The 21,468-nt window shown below is 45.3% G+C and carries 25 protein-coding genes; 10 read left to right on the forward strand and 15 right to left on the reverse strand.

Going from position 1 to position 21,468, the window contains the following annotated elements:
- Positions 1-269: 269 nt before the first annotated feature.
- Positions 270-437: a hypothetical protein gene (locus IEW69_RS11860; protein ID WP_188627069.1), complete on the forward strand. Its 168-nt coding sequence runs from the start codon at positions 270-272 to the stop codon at positions 435-437.
- Positions 421-1,224: a hypothetical protein gene (locus tag IEW69_RS11865; RefSeq protein WP_188627070.1), complete on the forward strand. Its 804-nt coding sequence runs from the start codon at positions 421-423 to the stop codon at positions 1,222-1,224. Before IEW69_RS11860 ends, IEW69_RS11865 begins: the two co-directional genes overlap by 17 nt.
- Positions 1,225-1,232: 8 nt before the next feature.
- Here the strand turns inward: IEW69_RS11865 and IEW69_RS11870 are convergent, their stop codons facing one another.
- From IEW69_RS11870 to IEW69_RS11880, 3 genes are read right to left on the reverse strand one after another with little or no spacing between them, the layout of a single operon-like run.
- Positions 1,233-2,165, reverse strand: coding sequence for a DUF5777 family beta-barrel protein (locus IEW69_RS11870; RefSeq protein ID WP_188627071.1), 933 nt, complete (start codon positions 2,163-2,165; stop codon positions 1,233-1,235).
- A gap of 7 nt (positions 2,166-2,172) precedes the next feature.
- Positions 2,173-2,721 (reverse strand): YceI family protein, encoded by a 549-nt coding sequence (locus tag IEW69_RS11875; RefSeq protein WP_188627072.1) that lies wholly within the window; start codon positions 2,719-2,721, stop codon positions 2,173-2,175.
- A 12-nt stretch (positions 2,722-2,733) separates the two neighbouring features.
- Positions 2,734-3,114, reverse strand: coding sequence for a c-type cytochrome (locus IEW69_RS11880; RefSeq protein WP_188627073.1), 381 nt, complete (start codon positions 3,112-3,114; stop codon positions 2,734-2,736).
- A 167-nt stretch (positions 3,115-3,281) separates the two neighbouring features.
- Between IEW69_RS11880 and IEW69_RS11885 the strand changes: the two genes are divergently transcribed.
- Positions 3,282-3,854, forward strand: a complete 573-nt coding sequence (locus IEW69_RS11885; RefSeq protein ID WP_229663606.1) for an RNA polymerase sigma factor — start codon at positions 3,282-3,284, stop codon at positions 3,852-3,854.
- Positions 3,851-5,041, forward strand: a complete 1,191-nt coding sequence (locus tag IEW69_RS11890) for a porin family protein (protein WP_188627074.1) — start codon at positions 3,851-3,853, stop codon at positions 5,039-5,041. Before IEW69_RS11885 ends, IEW69_RS11890 begins: the two co-directional genes overlap by 4 nt.
- 252 nt (positions 5,042-5,293) lie before the next feature.
- Here IEW69_RS11890 and IEW69_RS11895 read toward each other — a convergent pair whose 3' ends face one another.
- Together IEW69_RS11895 and IEW69_RS11900 are read right to left on the reverse strand one after the other, a co-directional pair.
- On the reverse strand, positions 5,294-5,494 hold the full coding sequence (locus IEW69_RS11895; RefSeq protein WP_188627075.1) for a hypothetical protein: 201 nt from the start codon (positions 5,492-5,494) through the stop codon (positions 5,294-5,296).
- Positions 5,487-5,849, reverse strand: a complete 363-nt coding sequence (locus IEW69_RS11900; RefSeq protein WP_188627076.1) for a hypothetical protein — start codon at positions 5,847-5,849, stop codon at positions 5,487-5,489. Before IEW69_RS11900 ends, IEW69_RS11895 begins: the two co-directional genes overlap by 8 nt.
- Before the next feature lie 288 nt (positions 5,850-6,137).
- Between IEW69_RS11900 and IEW69_RS11905 the strand changes: the two genes are divergently transcribed.
- Together IEW69_RS11905 and IEW69_RS11910 are read left to right on the forward strand one after the other, a co-directional pair.
- Positions 6,138-6,344, forward strand: a complete 207-nt coding sequence (locus IEW69_RS11905; protein ID WP_188627077.1) for a hypothetical protein — start codon at positions 6,138-6,140, stop codon at positions 6,342-6,344.
- 110 nt (positions 6,345-6,454) lie between these two features.
- Positions 6,455-6,865 (forward strand): BrxA/BrxB family bacilliredoxin, encoded by a 411-nt coding sequence (locus IEW69_RS11910; RefSeq protein WP_188627078.1) that lies wholly within the window; start codon positions 6,455-6,457, stop codon positions 6,863-6,865.
- A 260-nt stretch (positions 6,866-7,125) separates the two neighbouring features.
- Here IEW69_RS11910 and cdaA read toward each other — a convergent pair whose 3' ends face one another.
- Together cdaA and folP are read right to left on the reverse strand one after the other, a co-directional pair.
- Complete coding sequence (gene cdaA, locus IEW69_RS11915; RefSeq protein ID WP_188627079.1) at positions 7,126-7,923, reverse strand: diadenylate cyclase CdaA; 798 nt, start codon at positions 7,921-7,923, stop codon at positions 7,126-7,128.
- Between the two features lie 23 nt (positions 7,924-7,946).
- Positions 7,947-8,804 (reverse strand): dihydropteroate synthase, encoded by an 858-nt coding sequence (gene folP, locus IEW69_RS11920; protein ID WP_188627080.1) that lies wholly within the window; start codon positions 8,802-8,804, stop codon positions 7,947-7,949.
- 55 nt (positions 8,805-8,859) lie between these two features.
- Here folP and IEW69_RS11925 point away from each other — a divergent pair, with 55 nt between their 5' ends.
- From IEW69_RS11925 to IEW69_RS11940, 4 genes are all read left to right on the forward strand, one after another.
- Positions 8,860-9,402, forward strand: coding sequence for a DUF1599 domain-containing protein (locus IEW69_RS11925; protein ID WP_188627081.1), 543 nt, complete (start codon positions 8,860-8,862; stop codon positions 9,400-9,402).
- Between the two features lie 42 nt (positions 9,403-9,444).
- Positions 9,445-10,596, forward strand: coding sequence for a BT_3928 family protein (locus IEW69_RS11930; RefSeq protein ID WP_188627082.1), 1,152 nt, complete (start codon positions 9,445-9,447; stop codon positions 10,594-10,596).
- A gap of 1 nt (position 10,597) precedes the next feature.
- The gene (locus IEW69_RS11935) at positions 10,598-11,647 is read left to right on the forward strand and encodes an ABC transporter permease (RefSeq protein ID WP_188627083.1); all 1,050 of its coding nucleotides are present in this window, start codon (positions 10,598-10,600) and stop codon (positions 11,645-11,647) included.
- Between the two features lie 69 nt (positions 11,648-11,716).
- Positions 11,717-12,229 carry a shikimate kinase gene (locus tag IEW69_RS11940; RefSeq protein WP_188627084.1) on the forward strand — a complete coding sequence of 171 codons (513 nt, stop codon included), beginning with the start codon at positions 11,717-11,719 and terminating at the stop codon, positions 12,227-12,229.
- Here the strand turns inward: IEW69_RS11940 and IEW69_RS11945 are convergent.
- From IEW69_RS11945 to IEW69_RS11980, 8 genes are all read right to left on the reverse strand, one after another.
- Positions 12,222-13,031 carry a tRNA pseudouridine synthase A gene (locus IEW69_RS11945; protein WP_188627085.1) on the reverse strand — a complete coding sequence of 270 codons (810 nt, stop codon included), beginning with the start codon at positions 13,029-13,031 and terminating at the stop codon, positions 12,222-12,224. The two genes, IEW69_RS11940 and IEW69_RS11945, sit on opposite strands and share 8 nt — an antisense overlap.
- Before the next feature lie 3 nt (positions 13,032-13,034).
- Entirely contained in the window at positions 13,035-14,993 is a 1,959-nt protein-coding gene (locus tag IEW69_RS11950; protein WP_188627086.1) for a beta-N-acetylhexosaminidase, read from the reverse strand.
- 211 nt (positions 14,994-15,204) lie between these two features.
- Positions 15,205-16,551, reverse strand: coding sequence for a D-alanyl-D-alanine carboxypeptidase/D-alanyl-D-alanine endopeptidase (gene dacB / locus IEW69_RS11955; RefSeq protein WP_229663607.1), 1,347 nt, complete (start codon positions 16,549-16,551; stop codon positions 15,205-15,207).
- Positions 16,552-16,700: 149 nt separating this feature from the next.
- Positions 16,701-17,693 (reverse strand): aspartate-semialdehyde dehydrogenase, encoded by a 993-nt coding sequence (locus tag IEW69_RS11960; protein WP_188627087.1) that lies wholly within the window; start codon positions 17,691-17,693, stop codon positions 16,701-16,703.
- Positions 17,694-17,770: 77 nt separating this feature from the next.
- Complete coding sequence (locus IEW69_RS11965) at positions 17,771-18,640, reverse strand: sugar phosphate isomerase/epimerase family protein (RefSeq protein ID WP_188627088.1); 870 nt, start codon at positions 18,638-18,640, stop codon at positions 17,771-17,773.
- Positions 18,641-18,647: 7 nt separating this feature from the next.
- Entirely contained in the window at positions 18,648-19,529 is an 882-nt protein-coding gene (locus IEW69_RS11970; protein WP_188627089.1) for a hydroxypyruvate isomerase family protein, read from the reverse strand.
- Between the two features lie 8 nt (positions 19,530-19,537).
- Complete coding sequence (locus tag IEW69_RS11975) at positions 19,538-20,773, reverse strand: nucleoside permease (RefSeq protein ID WP_188627090.1); 1,236 nt, start codon at positions 20,771-20,773, stop codon at positions 19,538-19,540.
- Positions 20,774-20,787: 14 nt separating this feature from the next.
- The gene (locus IEW69_RS11980; RefSeq protein ID WP_188627091.1) at positions 20,788-21,456 is read right to left on the reverse strand and encodes a 3-keto-disaccharide hydrolase; all 669 of its coding nucleotides are present in this window, start codon (positions 21,454-21,456) and stop codon (positions 20,788-20,790) included.
- Between the last annotated feature and the right edge of the window lie 12 nt (positions 21,457-21,468).

A 21,468-nucleotide genomic window follows, 5' to 3' on the forward strand; every position in this document is an offset into this window, starting at 1 on the left:
AAAAAGCAATCAATTGCGAATTTCACGAGTGCTAACATGAAAGTAATTATGAAGACCATTAGGAAATAGATCCCGATGTCTTTGGGTGTTTTTGGCGTAGGCGCTTTCATTTTGTATAACAGAAACTGTAAAACTATACATCCTTATGCATATCGCAAATACGCTCCGACCCCTTGGCCATCAAATAATTTTATTATCTTCAAGGCTTTAGAATATTAACGCCCAAGAAACATTGCTCATCTTAAGGTCTCACCCTTCCGAAACATCTTATGACTTCATACAAATTCGTGTTCCTTGCCGGGATCGCCATTGTACTGCTTTGGCTGTCGGCCTGGATTTTCAACCACTACAATCCCTATGCGGGCATCTTGCTCGCCGTCACAACTGTCGTAATCTCAATCATCTATTTAATAAAACAAAATGGTAAAAAATATTAGTATAGCTGTCGTGGTGGTTATTGCCGCCTTAGTCCTGATGATCTCTTCTTGCGAGCGTGTAGCGCCAAACTACGTTGGTGTGCTCATGGAAAACTATGGTAAAGCCGGCAAAGCCGATTTCAGTACAACCAAAGGTCGCGTGAACACCCTGTACCCGGGCACAGAACTCTTTCAGGTTCCGCTATTTGAACAGCGCGCCAAGTTTGACATTCCGGTAAATCTTAAAGCAGCCGATAATACGGCTTTCCAATCCAACCCAACGTACAGCTATGCCGTTATCGAAAATCGCGCAGTAGATGTCGTATTTCAAAACAAACAACTTGGTTCTGGTGAAGATTTCATGCGTGCACTTGAAGACAATATCCTCGAAGCCAAGATTTACGACATCATGAAAGAAGAAAGCCGGAAATTTACCACAGACAGCCTGATGGCAAACGGCGGCTCCCTTCGTTTCGAAGAGCGGGTGCAAAATCTTGTTGAAAAAGAGTTTAACAACCGCGGTTTAAACTTAACGAAATTCTCCAGTCAGCTTGAATTCAGTGATAAAGTAACCAAGAAGATCGATAACCGAAACGAGGTAAACACCAACGTGTCGGTATTGGATCAGCAAATCATTGAACAGCGGAAACGTAATCAGCTGGCAGAATTAAAGGCACTTGAAAATAAAATCATCTCCTCAGGTATTACCCCAGAGTTGCTGCAGCAGCAGGCCATTGAAAAATGGGATGGTAAATTGCCTTCTACATGGTCGGGATCAGCTTTGCCATTTGTTAAAAACGTAAAGTAAAGCAGTTCCTATTCCTTTCCTAGTGTAAAACGTCTGGAAATGCCAAAGCCCCAGCGATACTGACCTTTAGTCCAGCTACTCGTTGTTTCTGGAATGAACTGAACTTCCTGTATCGCAGTGGCATTGGTGAAATTTAAATGGAACACGTGTCCCCCTGTTTCGATTTCCAGTCCAACACCCAAGGGATTGTAGAACTTGCGGTTGCCAACGCGCTCCAGATAGGCTTGATCTTCCGAATTGCGGAAGGGGAGGAAGTAGTCGATAACCAGTGCCATACGCTTGCTGATTTTTGCCCTTCCACCTGCGCCAATGGCGAACAGATCATTCTGATCCCTGAAAACCGTAAAGTTCCGATGCACATAGGTCGGACTGATGATGAAAGAAAAGTTGCTGTTAAACTTTCTTGCCAGGATCAGCTGTGCGACGTAGTTCATGCGGTCACCGAAGTTTTCGTAAGCAGTTGCGGAAGTAGGGTCTTCCCGGTTGGCTCGCACCGCCGACACGGTGTTGCTGCCGAAGAGCGTGACTGCTAGAGGAACACGCCCGTCCACCGTCTGTTCCAGAAGTTTGTACTTCAAGCTGCCTTCGTAAAGCTGCTGGACGGTTGTTGCGCCTTTAGCACGTGCAAGCCCCACGGTCAGCTTGTCTGAAAGACCATATTCAAAGCCAATGCGGATGTCCGTCGAATTATCCAAACCAAAAAACTGCCTCAGCCCACCATTGCTGCCGGCGATGTCGCCGAACCGGTGGTCTACCTTAAAGTCGAGCTCGTTCTTGTGAATGGTTTCATTCGTGTGCCCGTTGATAAGCCGGGTGGACTTAAACGTAGCGCTCACTTTTTCCGATGCGCCGGTGTTCGTCGTCAGTTCTTTCTCTAATTCGGTCTGACCATAGCCGAAATGAGCACATAGCAGCAGTGCCAGTGTAAATATCTTCTTCATGTGGGTTCTACTTTTTTGGTTGATATAGCGCCTGGATGCGCACTTCTACGAGCTCCGCGATGTTCTTAAACACTAGTGTCGGAATCTTAATGTTATGATCGGCTACCCTTACTTTGAAGACGGACTTCGCGGTCACCGCACCGTTGTTGACGCTGATGTCGGCAGTGGTTCTATAGTCCTTGCTAACGCCGTGAACGGTAAGTTTACCGATAACGTTTACCTTATAACTTCCGTTTGCATTCAGATCGATGGGCCGGTCCAGCTTTCCTTTAAACTCGGAAGTTGGGTACTTTTCGGATTCCATGTAGTTCTCGTTGAAATGTTCCTGCATCAGTTTCTTCTTGAACTGAAAAGAGGTATTGGGCACCTTGAAGACAATGTCGCCGGTTTTCGCATCAATGGCTGAGCTGCCCATCACGCTTTTACCTTCAATGTCTTCCACGATTGTGCTGGAAAAGAAAGATACCGCTGCTTTGTTACTGATCAGGATGTTCTGTGCAGAAAGGGGATCATGGCACATCACAAGTAGGATAATAATTATCGGGATGAGTTTCATGTTGGTCGGGATTTATTGTTGAGTCATTCCATCTTCAAACCACTTGCTTAGCGATTCCAGCTCTGCTGCGGAAAGACTACCGTTGGGCGGCATGCGTTTAGTAACGATCACCGCCTGCCGAATGCGTTCCGCGTTGGCAACTACCGAAGCATAGCCGCTGAAAGTAAAGGCGCCGGAACCGGGTCCGCCAGCGGCATGGCAGCCACTGCACCTGCTTTGAAATAGTGCTTGCGCGAAGTTGTTGTAGGTAACTTTCTCTTGTGGCGGAGGTTCAGGTGCGATCTCGTCTGCCTGCTTTTTACTGCAACTGGCCAGCAGCAGGTAAATGATCGTAATCGCCAGGTAAATACAAATGTGTACAACCCGCTGTTTTTGTTTGTAAGTACTTAACATGTTGATTAACTTGAAGATGATTGGTTAGGTTAGTTGCTGAGGTTACGCCATGCGCTTTCTAAAGGTTGCCAGTACTTGCAGAAATATATTTTTTGTTGATCAGGCAACCTTTTCCCAGCCCCAACCGTAAACACCCTCAGAATAGCACATTTAAGTATCGTTATCGCGTGCAGGAAATCATCAACGGATGTATTCGGAAAGACAGGTCCAGTCAGTACCTGCTCTATAAGGAATTTTATGCCTATGGTATGGGCATTTGCCGGAGGTATGCGCTAAATGAATCTGATGCCGGGGATGTGCTGAACGATGGCTTTTTAAAGGTATTTACCCACATCGACAAGTATGAAACATCAAAACCTTTCAAAACGTGGTTCGCGAAAATCATCACCAACACCGCTATTGATAAATACCGGCTGAACCTGAAGTTCAGCAATCACGACGACATCAGCGGTCATGAGCACCTAGGGCAGGAAGCGCCAATTCATGCTGATCTCGCATATAAAGAGTTGCTGCACCTGATCCAAGGGCTATCTCCCGCATACCGGGTTGTTTTTAATCTTTATGCAATCGACGGGTACACCCATGAAGAGATTGCAGCATTGCTGAATATTTCAGTAGGCACCTCAAAATCCAATCTCTTTAAGGCGCGGCAAAGATTGCAAGAAAGATTAATGGCGCATGAACGGACTTCCGGGCAACCAGCCTCGGTTCCCTTGCAGCAAATAAATAAACAGGAATGAAAAAGGAGCACAACATAGATCAATTATTCAAAAAGGGGATGGAAGATCCGGATATTCCCTTTAATGAGCTGGACTGGCAGAAGATGGCGCAAAAGTTAGCCGCCAGCGAAGCCAGAAGAACAACTCCGCTATGGATTTACGCCGGAGCAGGGGTCGCTGCGGCATTGCTGCTCGTGCTGTTTATATTTTTGGCGGACCAGAATCAACCGATACAAAAGCGGCAACATACAATTGTTAAAACCAAACCCAAACCAGGAAAGGATGCCGTACAACCTGCTATAGACAAAATCGCTCCGGCCTTAGAGAAGGTAGCGCATAAACCGGAAGCATTGGCGAAGCAAGAACCTTCTTTGAAACAGCCTTTGGCCACAGGCCTGGATTCAATGTCCCTTAAGGTAGGTGCGTCTCCGCTTGGCGCAGCACAGCCGATGCTGAAAGGTTTCATGCCTACGCTGTTTAACACTCAAAAGCATGATCAGGAACAACAGATTGCCTTAGTGCTGCGTAAACCCAATACCACAAGCATGGGAACAACGACAGAAGCAAGCAGGCCGGAAAGCCAGACTAAATCAGCTGTGCTTGAACCAGTCGGCAACCGCGGTAAGTTAACTTTCACGTTTTTGGCGGCGCCGGACATCACTGACTCGAAAACCAGTGTCGGCACGAAGATCAGCTCAAACGTTGGTTTATTGCTAACCTATCCGCTTTCAAAGAAAATGAGCATATCTACAGGTGCCATTTACGCACGCAAGCTGTACGACTACGGTGGGAATGTGGCCACAGTAGGGCAGGCCAACTTACCATGGTCCCTAAATGCCGATTGTTACGTGATAGATGTCCCTGTGAATGTGAACTATCAGATATTAAGTAAAAAGAATTATTCGATAGCGCTGAACTCCGGGGTTTCAAGCTATTTCATGCTGAAAGAAAAGTACAAATTCAGCAGTACCAATGCGGCAGGGGTAACGCAGCAGAGTATGCTGGAGCTTAATAATCAAAACAAGCACCTCTTAGGCATCGCCAACATCTCTGTAAGTATAGAACGTAAGGTTTCAGATAAAGTGAGTGTTGGCATTCAGCCATTTATAAAATTCCCGCTTACCGGCATAGGATATTACGACTACAATCTGCGGTCAAGGGGCGTCGCGCTGTCGCTGAGCATAAAACCATTCGGGTCAAAGAATTAAATCAGACACTAAAAAGTTTAATCAACTTAAGATATCACACTGAAATAAGAAAAATGTATACTGTTGTGCTTAAAGTTGTGAAGAGGAACGAAAATTCCATTTATTAAATTTATTAACAAGGAATTAACACACACTTAAACCTTAAGCACATGGATTTACTATTTCTAGTATCAGTCGCCGGTCTGGCAGTTTTGGCAATAGGACCGTTCAATCGCTTTATTGATAAATGGAACGAGCGTGATTCTTTATGAATTAGTTCTGCTCGTAGCTGAATTCCTGTAGGAACCGTTCGGTGATGTTCGGATTTTTAATCTTCACGACTTCATCCTCTATCACGCACAATACGCGATAGCCGGCGTCTTTACACTTCTCTATGAAGTAGTCGCTCGGCGTTTGCTTTAACTCCAGGTTGTAAAGCTTGTTGCTGGTGTTTATAAAGACAAGTTTAAACATGAGCTGCATGATTAAGTTTACGCTCCTCGTATTCCAAAAGTTGGTTATAGCGCTCTAATAGATCTAAATATTTCTCTTTCCAAATGTCAAATTCTTCTACAACCGGCGCCACTGCAGGCTCTGCTTTTTGCTTGGCTTTGAAATCCTCTGCCGTAAAAAGATCCGGAAATTCCACGGAGAAATCGTGGTCAATCACGCGACCGATACGGTGTATGATATCTGGTTTCAGTTTAGGCTTCATAAACCAGTTATAAACTGATCTTCTGTTTACCCGGGCCAATCTTGCTACATCAGTTAAAGAGTGTCCTTCTCTTCTAATAACTTTCTCGATTGTGTTTCCGTGATGTAGTGACATTTTTACTAAATTTTAAATTTTGAACAATAATTAGCGTTTGTTGTTGTACAATGTCTCCGCAATGTGTTGCTTTATTACCCACATTTTCACGATAATTTACGAGAATTAGCATGAATTATCTGGGTTACAGCCGCATGTCGCGTTTCAGTGTGCTTTCTACATGCTATGTTGCAAATGCCGGTCCCATCTCTAGGCACTACCCAACCAATGACGTCTCTCTGGAAAAAAGATTATTTTTTATGAACTACATGAGCCGGTTTATCGTTGTAACCAGATAAGTTTTGCGATATGTACAGGATTATCTATTACAACAGTCAGACTGGCTATCGAAAGTTCGACTCAGACAATTACGATGTCATTGCAGACCAGCACATGCATCTGAAAAAACATGGCTGCAAGATCATTTGCATTGTTGACTATAATGCGAATGTGATATTAAATAAGTGCATGGATTTCAAAGCACATGTAGTTGCAGTAGACCGTTTGGTTAATTGACCATCGTAATATAAAGGTAAAAACACTTGGCGCCTTGCGGATTAGCTTTGATGCCACGTTGCGGTGCGTTATCTTTGAAGTGTAGAATTTAAAAAATTAAAATTTAAGATATGTATCCAGAATATTTGGTAGAACCAATGCGTGCAGAGTTAACGAATGTAGGTTTTCAGGAATTGAAGACTGCTGAGGAAGTAGATTCTGCAATCAACAGCGAAGGAACTGTATTTGTTGTTGTAAACTCTGTTTGCGGTTGCGCAGCAGCGAATGCGCGCCCTGCAGCTAAAATGGCGGCATCTAATGAAAAACATCCTGATAAACTGGTTACCGTTTTTGCAGGTATGGAAAAAGATGCGGTAGATAAAGCAAGAGCTTATATGATGCCTTTCCCACCTTCATCGCCAGCTATGGCCTTGTTCAAGGATGGTAAATTGGTTCATATGATTGAACGTCATCAGATTGAAGGTCGCCCGGCGCAAATGATTGCGGATAGCCTGGTTGGCGCTTTCGAGCAATACTGCTAATTTTCATGAAAATCATACTTGAAGAGACTGCCTAAGGCGGTCTCTTTTTGTTTAAGCCAAAATCTGGGATGACAAGCGGTGGACAAGTCCGCCATAAAGGGTCGGCAGGGGGATAACTAGGCTGGGGCTCTGTTAACCCCCTGTGGACCCCCTGTGAAGGCCCTGTCGGGACCTTGTTATCTCTGAAGCTTTTGGCACGCGTTTACCCTGCTAATCTGTACAGCTTAGCTTGGAATTTAAACTATGATTTATGTTGACTGTTAAAAATCCTTGTTCAGGAGTTTTTCAAGTTCTCCGAAGGACACATTCATTCTTACGCGACCTTGTTTCGCGTAGGCGATCTCGCCGGTTTCTTCAGACACAATAACGGCTACAGCGTCTGTATTCTCCGAAATACCGATGCCGGCACGGTGACGTAGTCCAAATTGAGGGGGCAGTGTGTCGTTATCTGTTAAAGGCAATATGCAGCTGGCGCTTTTGATCTTGTTCTCAGAGATTACCACTGCACCATCGTGAAGCGGACTGTTTTTCTGGAAAATGCTTTCCAGGAGTCTTTTAGATATTCTGGAGTCGATCGTCTCGCAGCTATTTGCAAAGAGCTGGTCGTCGTAGTATTTTACAAACACGATAAGGGCGCCTGTACGACTCTTTTTCATGCTTTTACAAGCTTCTATAATGGGACGGATGCGTATCAGGTTATTTACTTCAATGTTTTTGGTTCCAAAAAGATAACCCCACCAGGCCTTGTTTTTCTGCAGGAAAGTGTTTTTACCAATAAGTAGTAGAAAACGTCGTATTTCCGGTTGGAAGATGATGATGAGGGCGATGATGCCGACGTCCATAAACTTTTTGATGATTGTAGACAGCATGTTCATATTCAGCTTGTCTACCATAAACCAGAAGATCAAGATCATAAACATGCCCAGCAGCAGGTTTACGGCAAGGGTATTTTTGATCAGACTGTAAACATAATAGATCAGCATGGCAACCAGGAAGATGTCTACGACATCTGTTGCGGTGATCTTTATGAAATCGAAATCAAAATCAAAACCTTTCATTTTGGCAATTTAAGAAAAATATATCAGCGGCGTTGTGTGCGTTCAACCAACTTGATGCATTCTAAAGCGGCGCGGACATCGTGCACACGCAGGATACTCGCACCCTTTTGTAAGGCTATGGTGTTTAACACCGTGGTGCCATTCAGCGCATCTGCAGGTTCCACTTTAAGGAATTTGGATATCATGGACTTCCGTGAAAAACCAACCAGCAAGCTCAGTCCAAAGATCTTCAGATCTTCCAGGTGGTTGAGCAGTTCGTAGCTGTGATCGCGGTTTTTTGCAAACCCGAAACCCGGATCCAGGATAATATCTTTCACGCCAAGCCGGCGAAGTGCAGCAACCTTCTTTGAGAAGTAATCCACCACTTCAAGCACCACATCATCATAGTGGGGCTCAATATGCATGGTTTGTGGGCTGCCTTTCATGTGCATCAGGATGTAAGGCACATTCAGCGCGGCAACAGTTTCGAACATACGGTCATCCAGGGTACCCCCGGAAATATCATTGATGATGTGGGCCCCGGCTTCGACAGTGGCTTTTGCTACCGGCGGACGGAAAGTATCTATGGAAAGCACAGCCTCCGGAAAAGCTTTCACCAATGCTTCAACTACGGGAACAATTCTGTCCAGCTCTTCCTGTTCGGTGATGTCTGCTGCACCAGGGCGGGATGAATATGCGCCGATGTCGATGATCGTTGCACCAGCTTCAAGGAAAGCTGCGGTCTTTTTCATCGCTTCCTCAATGGATGCAGTACGGCTTGCTGCGTAGAAAGAATCAGGGGTTATGTTCAGGATCGCCATCACATGTGGCGTGCGCAGATCTAAGAGTCCCCCGCCGATGTTCAGTGTCGTCTTTCGGTTTAAAAATGTATCTTTAGCCATGTTTTAATGCAAAAATACAGTATTAGGACAGCTTTAGACTAAATTTCTCATTGTTTTGGCAAAAGGTACCTCATTAGAATACGACGAAGTTATCGCGGTTTGTAAATCGCTTTTTCTTAAGAAAACCAAAGATTATGGCACGGCCTGGCGCATCCTTCGGCTGTCGTCAATAACCGATCAAATCTTCATCAAGGCGCAAAGAATTCGCACCCTTGAAGAGACCAAAGTGAACAAGGTAGGGGAAGACATTACCTCCGAGTATATCGGGATCGTGAATTACTGTGTGATTGCTTTGATGCAAATGGAACTTCGTACGGAGGATCCATATGAATTGGAGCTGGAGCTTGTTAATACGCTGTTTGAACAGCATGTAAATACAACCAAAGAATTGATGTTCGCCAAAAACCATGATTATGGTGAAGCGTGGCGTGACATGCGGATCAGTTCATTAACCGATCTGATCTTAATGAAGATCTTACGCGTAAAGCAGATTGAAGATAACGCGGGGCAGACTGTCGTGTCTGAAGGCATTGCTGCTAATTATCAGGACATGATAAACTATGCCGTTTTTGCGCTGATTAAACTTGGCGTAAAGTAGTTGCAGGTACAGCCTTAGGCGCTAAATAAATGAAATTTTAAGATGAAAAACATAGCATTAAACTTCTGCAGGGTATTTGTAGGTCTGCTTTTTATCGCCTCTGGCTTGATTAAAGCCAATGATCCGATGGGATTTGGTTATAAGCTGCAGGAGTATTTCGATGTTTTTCACATAGCCTTTCTGGGCGACTTTGCGACAGGAATCGCCATGTTGCTTTGTATCGTGGAGATTGTGCTTGGTGCCTTGTTGCTTTGTGGCTTCTGGCCGAAAAAGGTGACCATGGCACTGCTGGTGACCATCATCTTCTTTACCTTCCTGACATTCGTTTCCGCTTTCTTTAAAGTGGTCACTTCTTGTGGTTGCTTTGGCGATGCTATTCCACTTACCCCATGGCAGTCCTTCGGAAAAGATGTGGTACTGCTGTTGATGATCGTGTACCTGTATCTGCAACGGGACCGGATCAGCGCCTTGACTAGTTCCGCTGCGCTGCGCACTGCAATCTTGGTTTGCGTTACCGTGCTTTCGCTGGGATTTACACTTTATACTTATTATGCACTGCCGATTGTAGACTTCCTGCCGTACAAAGTAGGAAACAATGTGCCTGCGCTGATGAAGCTTCCTGCAGGGCAGAAAGGCGACGAGTATGAGATTCTGTACCAGTTGAAGCATAAATCAACCGGTGAAACGAAGTCCATGAATGACAAGCTATATCTGAAATCGGGCATCTGGGAGGATGATAACTGGGAGATTGTAGGCGATCCGGAACGCCGCCTGGTGAAGAAAGGTTATGACATCAAGATCAAGGATCTGAACATTTCGGATGCTTCCGGAACAGACTATACGAAAGAGCTTATCGAGAATCCATACTACAACCTTGTTGTTGTGGCTTACGATCTTCGGAAAACCGATACGGCTGCTTTTGGCCGCATCAATGCTCTGGCCTTAAAGGCTGCGGAAGCGTTCAATGTACGTACGGTGATGTTGACTTCTAATGCTGCGCAGGATGCGCAAAGCTTCTCGGAGCGGAACAAGCTGTTCATTGAAATCTTCTATGCTGATGCTGTACCGTTGAAGAGCATGGTACGCTCCAGTCCGGGGCTGCTGTTGTTTAAAAATGGCGTTGTGGTGGATAAATGGAGTGCGGCTTTCTTGCCGGATTTCGAGACCTTAAACGAAAAATATCTCTCCAGGTAACATGCTGCAGTACATATTTAAAAAGTTTCTCTACGGATTGGCGGTGATGGCGGGTGTGATTACGGTTGTTTTCCTCTTATTTAATGTGCTTCCCGGTGATCCGGCAAGGATGACCATGGGGCAACGTGCCGATGTGCAATCCCTTGAAGCGGTGAGGAAGGAATTCGGACTGGACAGATCTAAACCCATGCAGTTCTTTTTGTATTTGAATGATCTCTCGCCCATAGGGCTGCACGGCAAAGATCAACAGGAGAAATACAACTACGTTAAACTGATTGGTGCAGGTGAAGATGTTATTGCTTTAAAGGTACCTTATCTGCGCCGTTCTTATCAGACCAAAAGGGATGTGACGACAATATTGGCGGAAACCGTGCCCAACACTTTCATCCTTGCCGCAACGGCGATGATCTTTGCCACGATAATTGGCGTGTTCCTGGGCGTTGTATCTGCGGTGAACCGCGATACCTGGATTGATCATGCGGCCAATTCCTTCGCGATACTGGGTATTTCGGCGCCCTCTTTCTTTGCCGGGATTATCATTGCCTGGCTCTTTGGATTTGTACTCAGTGATTATACCGGCTTAAACATGTCCGGCAGTTTATATAGCTACGACCCTTTTGAAGGGGAGATCATGACCTGGAAAAACCTTTGGTTACCCATGATTACCCTTGGCTTGCGGCCGCTGGCGATTATTGTACAGCTTACCCGCAGTGCGATGCTTGATGTACTCGCGCAGGACTACATTCGCACGGCACGTGCAAAAGGCTTGGGTCGGAACGCGATCATATACAAACATGCCCTGAAAAACGCAATGAATCCGGTGATTACTGCGATCTCCGGCTGGTTTGCTTCCTTACTGGCAGGATCCTTTTTTGTTGAATACATATTTGGATACAACGGACTGGGACGGGCGACGGTTTTTGCACTGGAGATGTCTGATTTTCCGGTTGTGATGGGTTCCATATTGTTTATCGCATTTGTGTTTGTGGTCATCAATATTCTGGTGGATGTATTATATGCATTTGTGGATCCCCGGGTAAAGTTGGCGTAGCTTAAGGCTGTTGTAGCGTTGATATAGGTTTAGCTGAATGGTTGATTATGGCATTTTCAAAATAAATAGATGAAGATTTTTCTAATTGGTTTTATGGGTAGTGGCAAGACCACTTCTGGAAAGCGACTTGCCAGTGCGTTGAAGGTTCCCTTTTTTGATCTCGACCATCAGATTACCGCAGAGACAGGCATGTCTATTCCCGCGTATTTCGCTGAACATGGAGAGCCGGCTTTCAGAAGTCTGGAGCAGCAGGTTTTACAGCATTTTGCCTATCCGGTAGATTGCGTGATTTCCACAGGAGGTGGGACGCCTTGTTATTTCGATAATATGGAATGGATGAATGCCAACGGGTTAACCGTTTTTATAGATATGCCAGCAATGGCGCTTGCGAAAAGGCTGGAGCCCGGTAAACATAAAAGGCCCTTGTTGAAGGACCTTGATGTGGATGGGATGGTAAAGTTTATTACGGAGAAACTGGATGAGCGTCTTCCTTATTATAACAAAGCGCAGGTGATCATCAATGGTGTGAATCTCAATACGGAATTGCTACAGGCCGCTGTGCGGAACGCGCCGGCTAAATAGGTACCCAGATGTCGGCCGACTGGTTCTGCTGAAATGCGGAGAACTCTTCTCTTGGCGGCAGATTCAGGTAGGGGTAGGTCACTTTTGAAAGATACAGCCCCTGCGGGTGTGCCGGTGTGATCAGTGCTGGCGTTTCCCTCGAAATGAGGTAATGTTCAAAGCCATCTACACTTAGCTGCCCTTTTCCCACTTTAAGCAGCTGGCCCATAATAATGCGGATCATTTTACTCAGAAACCGGTTTGAAGAGATCTGAAAGCGAAGCTTTTCACCCCTTTGATCTGTGAAAAGATCAGCGGACATTACATTACAGATGGTATGTTCGTACTTGTCCGGGCTGGTACAAAAGCAGCGGTAATCTTTGTATTTGGGTAAAAGATCCACCGCACGCTTCATCTCCGTGAAATTCAGATCCGGCAGCAGGTAATAAGAGCTTAGTCCGTGTAAAAAGGGATTCTTGTAGGTATGCAGGAAGTAATCGTAGGACCTTTTCACGGCATCAAAACGCGCGTGGCGCTGTGCTTCCACAGGAATGATGTCGAACACCGCGATGTTATGCGGCAGCAGTTTGTTGAGCCGGAACAGGAGATCGAAGTCCCATTCCTGCTCAACATCCATATGGAAGAAAAACTGGCTTGCATGTACGTGCGCATCTGTTCGGCCGCAGCCATTGATGGCGATCGGTGTTTTAAGCGCCTGACTGAGGAACTTTTCCAGCACGCCTTGTACGTTTGCAACGCCTGGTTGTTTCTGCCAGCCGCCATAGTGTAGGCCGTTATAGCCAATATGAACGAAATACCTCAAGCGCTATCTTTTTCCTGCACGTTTATTCAACTCATCGATCGGCATGCTGATGATGCGACCAACTTGTTTCTTGCCTTTATAAGTTACCACCTTGAACATGGTTGCATCTTTTGGCGGCGTAATCTTGCCGGTGTACTTTGGATAAAAACGGTCCGGTTCAGAATTGTCAAAGCTGTAATAGATATCCAGGCCTTGTACTTCGGTAGTCAAATCGATCAGCAAAGAACGGTCTGTAGCTCTTGACGCCTTGAAGATGGGGTCGTAAGCGCTAGGAGAATACTTGGTTTCCGCGTAATCCATTCTTTGGAAATGGTCTTCCACCTTGCTGAAGAAAGTGTTCCAGTTCTTTTTTGAAGAAGGTGACCATACAGATTCTGCAATGGCCATACCTCTCGGCCAGGTCATATACTCTGCCTGGCGGATGTTGTAAACCTGCTCTGTCCATAGATTTGCCTGTCCGCCTTTAATCAGCTTCGCATCTACACCTTTTGGAATGGGTTCAAACTCGTAGCTGGTGTTTAACCTTAAGGATGCATAGACCTTCGGCTCGGTGATGGCGTCGCCTTGCATGTAATCGATATAGGCGTACGTTGTCGGGCTCATCACCACTTCGTGGCCTTTATGGGCAGCCTCAATGCCGTATTTCATGCCTCTCCAGCTCATTACGGTTGTATTTGCTGGCATCGGATTTTCCAGGATTTCATCCCAGCCGATGAACTTTTTGCCTTTAGACTCTACGATGGTTTTTACACGGCGTTCAAAGTAGCCTTGTACCTCTTCAATCTTTTTCATGCCTTCACGTTGCATCAAGGCTTTGATGGCATCGTTCTTTTGCCAGAAGTTAATTGGCGCTTCATCGCCACCCAGGTGGATGTATTCAAATGGGAATAGTGCTGCAACCTGGGTTAGAACGGTATCCAGGAAGGCATATACTTTCTCGTTTGCAGGGCAAAGCGTATTGTCGACAAGCGCAATCGGCGGGGCACCGCGCGACCAGTCCATGATTTTCTCGCCAGAACGTACCTGGTATTTTTCGGCACCAGGCGTGCAGGAAAGTTCAGGGTAAGAAGCAATAGCAGCAAGACTATGACCCGGAACATCAATTTCCGGCATAATGTCTACGTAACGGTCTTTAGCATACTGAATGATTTCTTTGATGTCATCCTGGGTATAGAAACCGCCGTAGTCTCTTGGTTCAGTTGGGGTTGGTGGCACGAAATCGCCGAAGTTACCTTCTTTTTTCACGCGCCATGCGCCAACTTGCGTCAGTTTTGGCAAGCCTTTAATTTCAAGGCGCCAGCCTTCATCATCTGTAAGGTGGAGGTGAAGCAGGTTGTACTTGTATTTCACCATAGCATCGATGTATTGTTTCACTTCATTCTTGGTGAAGAAGTGACGTGCAACATCGAACATTAATCCTCTCCAGGCAAGTTTCGGGTAATCTGTAACTTCTACACAGGGGATGGTCCATTTTACGCCTTCAACCTGTTCTTTCGATGCGATCTCTGCAGGGAAGAGTTGGAGCAGTGATTGTACGCCGTAGAATAAGCCGGCGCCGGTGTTGGCTTTTATGGTTATTAGTTTCGGTGTTACCGATAACTGGTAGCCTTCTTTACCCAGGGTAGGATTAGGCTGTGGATTGAGTACAAAGCGGATGGTTTCTGAAGTCGCATCGCTCTGCGTGCTTACGAAACTTCCGGTGGGAATGGATAAATGCAGCTGAAGGTAGTCTAGCGCTGGCTTTATGGTAGAGGATTTCTCTGCCTGTATGATGACTTTCTTTGGGAGTACAAAAACGCCGGCGTTTTTCACCAGCGATACAGGTTCAGGGATAATGGCAATGGGTCTGCTTATGGCCGCGGCACTTTCCGTTTCGACATTGCTGATCAGTTGTGTTTGTTCCTGGCTGTATGCCTGCCCGGCAACACACAGCAAACACAGTAATTGAAATACTTTCTTCATCAAGGTTCTTTATATGTGATTTGTTGCAATTTAAAGAATTTATGAGGAAGTCGGCTAAAAAATGGCTTTGCCGCTATTATGTTACCCTGAAAATCTGGTGTTTCTGCTTTGGGTATAGACGATTAATTGGTCGGTTGCAGGTTGTTCATGATGTAGCGTGGAGTCTTGTTATTTTTATAGCTTTTCGAGTAGGATTTTTAGTTTAGTCTATTCATTTAAGGACATCCAGTACCCGGAAGAGTTTACTGGAGACTTTCGATCCGGAGTAGTTATTGATGTTGATGACGATGATGTATTTTTTACCGTTCGCTGCGGTGTAATAGCCTGCGTAGGCCTGCACATCACTGATGGATCCGCTTTTCAGCTGCATGCCGTTGTTAATTGGGAGCGACTTCAGGAAGGCTGGGTACCAGGTTTCTTTTTGCGCCTGAAACAGGATATTTGCCATTGCTGCTGCAGTGACGCGCGTGCCTGGCGACAGTCCGCTGCCATCAACAATGTTTAATGCATTTTTATCTATGCCTTTGGCGGCCCAATAGCTCAATTCTTCTTGAACGCCGTTTCTGGTGGTGGTTTCTTTACCAGCTTTCCAGGCCAAGGTACGTATGAGGTGCTCTCCATAGAGGTTTATGCTTTTCTTGTTGAACCAGTAGATGATATCGGCGAGGGCAGGGGAGCTTACGCTGCTGAGTTTTGCGGTGATGGCTGGCTTGATCTTTTTTTCTGCACTGAGGCGCCTTGTGGTTGTTGGTGCTTCTGTGCTGGTGATGCCGATGCGTTTTAGGGTGTCTTGTAGTCTGTATGCAGCATCGAATGCTGGATCTGGCAGTGCAGCGGAGATGCCTTTTTTGTTGATGCCAACGCCCCATGTTCCGCGTAGGTAGGCAATGTCAGCGAGTGGTGGCAGGAAGGCGTAGGCATGATCACCCGAACCTGCGGCGCCAGTCCGGAGTTCGTTGATGACGTTCAGGTATGGCATTTCTGGTACGGTACGTAACATGTTTACCGGGCTGCCGGTGCTGCTACCAGGTCTTAGCTGGATATCGAACTGGTTTTCCCGCCAGGATAATGAAGAAGGATAAGCGCCGTAGTAGTTCCCGATATCCTGCCATATCCAACCTTCTGGCAGGGTACTGCTGCCCCAGAGTGCATCATCACCAATTACTTTCCCTTTGATGGATTTGATTCCCGCATTGCGGATGGCTTGCACCCAGGTGTTCAGGATCTGGTTTTCCTTGGTATTTGCATATCTCCAGGATCCCAGCGTGGGGTCTCCACCACCAATGATAATCAGATCGCCATTCAATACACCATCCGCATCAAGCTTTCCGCTGTAAGCAAGGGTGGTTTGATAGGTAAAATCTTCACCTAACAAACTGAAAGCGGTGGCCGCGGTTATGACTTTGAGGGTGGAAGCAGTCGCCACGCCCAGGTTTTCATTGCGTCCAAAGATTTGTTTTCCAGTCGCTGCATCGAGCACTACCAACGTTGTTGTTGCATATTTTGCCTGAGGATCTGCTGCAAGCCGGTTGAATGCTTGTTCAAGTTGCGTGGACACTTGCGCATTTGCTGTAAAACAAATTAGAAGGAGACAATAGCAAAGCAGCTGTTTGATGGTGTTCTTGTGCATGGTGAAAGTAATGGGCATAAAAAAATGTGATGATGAAACTGCAGGCAATTTCATCATCACATCTAAAGGTATCTGAATTATATTAACTCTTTTTGTAGAAGTAGTTCTGCAATCTGCACTGCGTTTGTTGCAGCACCTTTGCGCAGGTTATCGGCAACGATCCACATGTTCAGGGTGTTTGCTTGCGACTCATCTCTTCTGATGCGGCCAACAAAAACATCATCTTTTTCATGTGCATCTTTTGGCATTGGGTATTTCAGGTTAGCGATATCATCTACAACCGTTATGCCTTTAGCATGCTCCAGAATGGAACGCACTTCAGCAACGTCAAAATCCTGTTCAAACTCGATGTTTACTGACTCAGAGTGCCCACCCATTACTGGAATGCGGACGGTCGTTGCAGTGATGCCGATGTGCTCATCATCCAGGATCTTTTTGGTTTCCAGGATCATTTTCATTTCCTCTTTGGTGTAACCGTTATCCTGGAAAACATCTATTTGAGGAATTACGTTAAGGTCGATCGGGTAGGCGTAAGCCATTGGTCCGTCGGTGATGCCTTGACGTTCATTCATCATCTGCGTTACTGCTTTTACGCCTGTACCCGTTACCGATTGGTAGGTAGATACCACTACACGCTTGATCTTGTACTTTGCATGCAGGGGTTTCAATGCTACGACCATCTGGATGGTTGAACAGTTTGGGTTTGCAATAATGGTATCATCGATGTTTAGCACATGTGCGTTTACTTCCGGCACAATCAGTTTTTTCGTAGGATCCATTCTCCATGCGGAGGAATTGTCGATTACGATTGTTCCTGCTTCTGCGAAACGTGGAGCATGTTCAAGTGAAGTATCGCCACCGGCAGAGAAAAGTGCAATAGCTGGTTTCATCGCAATTGCAGTATCAATGTTTACGACAGCGTACTTCTTACCCTTGTAGCTGATTTCCTTACCAACGCTCTTTTCAGATGCTACAGGAATTAACTCGGTTAACGGGAAGTTACGCTCTTCTAATACTTTCAACATTACAGTGCCCACTAAACCAGTGGCACCTACAACTGCGACTTTCATCTATATCTTTCTATTTTGTTTAACGCCACGGAATTGCGGCGTACTTTTCAACAAATATGCTTAAACTTTACAATAGTTTAAAGCAATTCAGTTTTAATGTACTCCTGGCTTTGTTTTATGCTCGCATATGGCTCCATATCAAAGTTTTCCTGCTCCATAATTGCATGTTTTAGACCTGCTTTTTTGGCGTTCTTGAATATGGTTTTAAAATCAATGCCGCCGCTACCAACTTCGATGTTCTTCTCGTTGTTTGCCTTGTCCATATCCTTTACGTGCCACATGGTAAAGCGACCCGGGTATGCATTAAATAACTGCACAGGATCTTTACCTGATCTTAGTATCCAGTAGATGTCCATTTCGAAATCCACTAGCTTGGGATCCGTTTCCTTAAGCATGATTTCCAGACCAGTTGTATCGCCCCATGGCTTCAACTCGAAATCATGATTGTGGTAGGCAATCTTTAGTCCTGATGCATTACATAAAGCACCTGCCGTGTTTAGTTTTGCAGCAACTTTCTTGTAGTCATCTGCATTCTGGCGAAGGTTATCGCCCAGGTAAGGAACGGTTACATACTCACTGCCGATTGCACTTGCCGCTGCGATGAATGCCTTTAGTTCTTCTTCATTACCATCCTGGATATACCTGTCGATACCATAGTGACCGCTTGGTGCAGTAAGGCCATTTTCAATAAGCAGGTTCTTGAATGATTTAGGGTCTAAGCCCCAGAAGCCGTCTTTGGCAGAATACCCGTAGGTTTCTACTTCTTTATATCCGGCTGCGGCAACTTTGGCGATTACGCCTCTGGGATCCTTTGGAAGGAAGTCGCGAAGCGAGTATAGTTGTAATCCTACAGCTTTGGATGATTTTACACAGGCAAAGGAAGGAAGCACTAAGCCGGCTGCTGCTGCAATACCGGCTTGTTTGATGAATGTTCTTCTGCAGTTCATAATAATTTTATTGGTCGCATATGGTGATGGCTGCTTTTAGCGAGCCAAGTTTATCCTTTGCGCGTGGAATAAACTCTTGTGCAAGAAATCCCTTGAATCCGGTGGCCAGAATGGCTTTCACGATTGCCGGATAATAGAGTTCCTGTGTTTCGTCGATTTCAGCTCTGCCGGGAACTCCTGCAGTGTGGTAATGGCCGATGTACTGGTGGTAATCTTTAATGTTTTGAATCACATCACCTTCATCAATTTGCATGTGGTAGATGTCATATAGCAACTTGAAATTTTCTGATCCAAGTCGTTTACATAATTCTGCACCCCAGGAAGTTCTGTCGCACTGATAGTCCTTGTGGTCTTTTTTACTATTTAACAGTTCCATCACAAGTACCACGTTGTGCTTTTCAGCAATGCCAATGATTTGTTTAAGACCTGCTACGCAGTTGTTCCATCCCGTTTCATCATCCTTACCACGTTTATTACCACTGAAACAGATCAGGTTTTTGTAACCGGCTTTTGAGACCAGGGGAATCATCTCCGTGTAGTTCTTGATCAATGTTTCATGGAACTTAGGATCATTCCAACCATCAACCAGGTTGATTTCAGCACCATTACACATGGAGGACGTAAGACCATGCTTTTTGAGTACTGGCCAATCTTTTGGTCCCACCAGGTCTATGCCGGTGATGCCCATCTTTTTAGACTCAATACAAAGGGTTTCCAGATCGATGCTGTCGAAGCACCACCTGCAAACGGCATGATTTACATTGCCTTTTAGTGCCAAATTCTTGTCGGATTTAAAGGTGAAACTTTGAAGCGTCATGGGCGTACCCAGGGCAACCCCGGCAATGGCCAGACGCTTCAAGGTGTCTCTTCTACTATTTTTTTCTTCCATTTTGAATGTTAAATGCTCTCCACTTTAACCTTTTCCTTGTCGTTGAAGAACAATGCGAAAAGAATGAAGACTACTGCGGCAATGCCTGCTGGAATGATCCAGATCATTTGCCAATCGAAGCTGCCATCCGCTTGTTTGTATGTATCGGTTATCATACCGGCAACCTCAAAACCAATCAGCATACCTATACCATAAGTTGCAAGTGTGATCAGTCCCTGAGCAGCGCTTTTAAACTGTGCACCTGCCTTTGAGTTGGTATAAATCTGTCCGGATACAAAGAAGAAGTCATAACAGATACCGTGTAGTGCAATACCAATAATGAGCATGAAACTTAGATCTCCTGCATTTCCATACGCGAAAAGCGCATAACGCACTGCCCATGCCAGCATACCCACTAAGATCGTTTTCTTAAATCCGAAGCGGGTAAAGAAAACCGGTAGCAGGAGTAGGAATAATACTTCGGACATCTGACCAATGGTCATTTTCCCGGTTGGATTATCAAGCCCAATGTTGGATAGGAAAGGGTTTGCATTCTGGTAGTAGAAAGCCAATGGAATACAGATCAGGATAGAGGAGATGAAGAAGATTGCGAAGTTTCTGTCCTTCAAAAGCTTCAAGGCGTCTAATCCCATAATCTGAGACACGCTCACTTTTTCACCTGTAGATACCTTTGGAGGGGTAGCTGGAAGGGTGAAACTGAATAAGCCAAGTACAAGTGATCCAATACCAGCCATCAGGAAGGTATACTTCAAGAAGCCTGCAGAGATGCCTTCCGGAGAATCCCAATGGTAAACGAAGCTGATTAACAAGCCTGCAACGATCCAACCGATGGTTCCCCAAACACGAATTGTAGAAAACTCCTTTTCAGGATCTTTCATTTGATTGAATGATACGGAGTTGACTAATGCCAGGGTTGGCATGAAGAGAATCATGTACGAGAGCACATATGGATAAAATGATGAAATATCCGGTGCCTGGTACATTTGGTACATTAACACTGCGCCCACAAGGTGTAGAACCCCTAATATTCTTTCCGCATTAAAAAACCGGTCAGCAATTAGCCCGATGATAAATGGGGCAATGATTGCTCCCCAGGATTGGGTTGAAAATACTGCGGCGCTTTGTGAGCCTGTTGCCTGCAGGTTATTTCCTATAAAAGTGCCCAGTGTAACAAACCATGAGCCCCAGATGAAAAATTCCAGGAACATCATGCTTGATAGTTTAATACGGTTCGTTAAGTTCATTTTGTATTCGGAGATTAATTAGATTTAAGTTCTTTAATAGAGATGTTTCTGTACCATACCTCATCACCATGGTCCTGTAAAGCTATTCTGCCTTTCTTGTAAGCTGCAAAGCCTTCCCATCCTTTAAATTTACTTCCAGCTACAAGTGCTTTAAAATTATCATCCCATAGGGTTGTTGAAACAACTTTAACACCGTTCAAGGTGAACTCAAGCTTTCCGTTTTTGCTCACAACTTTAACTTTATTCCATTCACCAACAGGTTTCACAGGCTCTGAGCTGCTTTTTACTAGGTCGTACAAGTCGCCAGCGCGGTGTTTAGTAATTTTACCATCAGGGTGTCCTTCATTGTCAAGCACCTGCATTTCAAGACCTGTAGCATAAGTCTGCTTGTATTTTGGATCTTCATGAACATAAAGCATTACGCCACTATTTCCTTTAGGTGCGATTTTCCACTCCAGGTTCATTTCGAAATTCTCGTATTCTTTGTCCGTTACTAAGTCTACACCGTGACCTTCACGAAGTTTTGGATCCAGGTGGATTACACCTTTTTCCATTGTCCATCCGTGGGCAGCATTTTCAGCACCATATGGATGCCATCCAGCTATTTTCTTGGTTTCTTGTGCATTTGCATCCATGTTGAATAATGCGGTAAGCACCAACGCAGAAAAGATATATTTTTTCATGTTTTTAGATTT

The organism is Pedobacter quisquiliarum, from assembly GCF_014642175.1.
In the GTDB taxonomy this organism is placed as follows: Bacteria; Bacteroidota; Bacteroidia; order Sphingobacteriales; family Sphingobacteriaceae; genus Pedobacter; species Pedobacter quisquiliarum.

Coding starts and splice junctions, on each gene's coding strand:
- IEW69_RS11860 (WP_188627069.1), top strand. CDS start 270: ATGACTTCATACAAATTCGTGTTCCTTGCCGGGATCGCCATTGTACTG.
- IEW69_RS11865 (WP_188627070.1), top strand. CDS start 421: ATGGTAAAAAATATTAGTATAGCTGTCGTGGTGGTTATTGCCGCCTTA.
- IEW69_RS11870 (WP_188627071.1), bottom strand. CDS start 2,165: ATGAAGAAGATATTTACACTGGCACTGCTGCTATGTGCTCATTTCGGC.
- IEW69_RS11875 (WP_188627072.1), bottom strand. CDS start 2,721: ATGAAACTCATCCCGATAATTATTATCCTACTTGTGATGTGCCATGAT.
- IEW69_RS11880 (WP_188627073.1), bottom strand. CDS start 3,114: ATGTTAAGTACTTACAAACAAAAACAGCGGGTTGTACACATTTGTATT.
- IEW69_RS11890 (WP_188627074.1), top strand. CDS start 3,851: ATGAAAAAGGAGCACAACATAGATCAATTATTCAAAAAGGGGATGGAA.
- IEW69_RS11895 (WP_188627075.1), bottom strand. CDS start 5,494: ATGTTTAAACTTGTCTTTATAAACACCAGCAACAAGCTTTACAACCTG.
- IEW69_RS11900 (WP_188627076.1), bottom strand. CDS start 5,849: ATGTCACTACATCACGGAAACACAATCGAGAAAGTTATTAGAAGAGAA.
- IEW69_RS11905 (WP_188627077.1), top strand. CDS start 6,138: ATGTACAGGATTATCTATTACAACAGTCAGACTGGCTATCGAAAGTTC.
- IEW69_RS11910 (WP_188627078.1), top strand. CDS start 6,455: ATGTATCCAGAATATTTGGTAGAACCAATGCGTGCAGAGTTAACGAAT.
- cdaA (WP_188627079.1), bottom strand. CDS start 7,923: ATGAAAGGTTTTGATTTTGATTTCGATTTCATAAAGATCACCGCAACA.
- folP (WP_188627080.1), bottom strand. CDS start 8,804: ATGGCTAAAGATACATTTTTAAACCGAAAGACGACACTGAACATCGGC.
- IEW69_RS11930 (WP_188627082.1), top strand. CDS start 9,445: ATGAAAAACATAGCATTAAACTTCTGCAGGGTATTTGTAGGTCTGCTT.
- IEW69_RS11935 (WP_188627083.1), top strand. CDS start 10,598: ATGCTGCAGTACATATTTAAAAAGTTTCTCTACGGATTGGCGGTGATG.
- IEW69_RS11940 (WP_188627084.1), top strand. CDS start 11,717: ATGAAGATTTTTCTAATTGGTTTTATGGGTAGTGGCAAGACCACTTCT.
- IEW69_RS11950 (WP_188627086.1), bottom strand. CDS start 14,993: ATGAAGAAAGTATTTCAATTACTGTGTTTGCTGTGTGTTGCCGGGCAG.
- IEW69_RS11960 (WP_188627087.1), bottom strand. CDS start 17,693: ATGAAAGTCGCAGTTGTAGGTGCCACTGGTTTAGTGGGCACTGTAATG.
- IEW69_RS11965 (WP_188627088.1), bottom strand. CDS start 18,640: ATGAACTGCAGAAGAACATTCATCAAACAAGCCGGTATTGCAGCAGCA.
- IEW69_RS11970 (WP_188627089.1), bottom strand. CDS start 19,529: ATGGAAGAAAAAAATAGTAGAAGAGACACCTTGAAGCGTCTGGCCATT.
- IEW69_RS11975 (WP_188627090.1), bottom strand. CDS start 20,773: ATGAACTTAACGAACCGTATTAAACTATCAAGCATGATGTTCCTGGAA.
- IEW69_RS11980 (WP_188627091.1), bottom strand. CDS start 21,456: ATGAAAAAATATATCTTTTCTGCGTTGGTGCTTACCGCATTATTCAAC.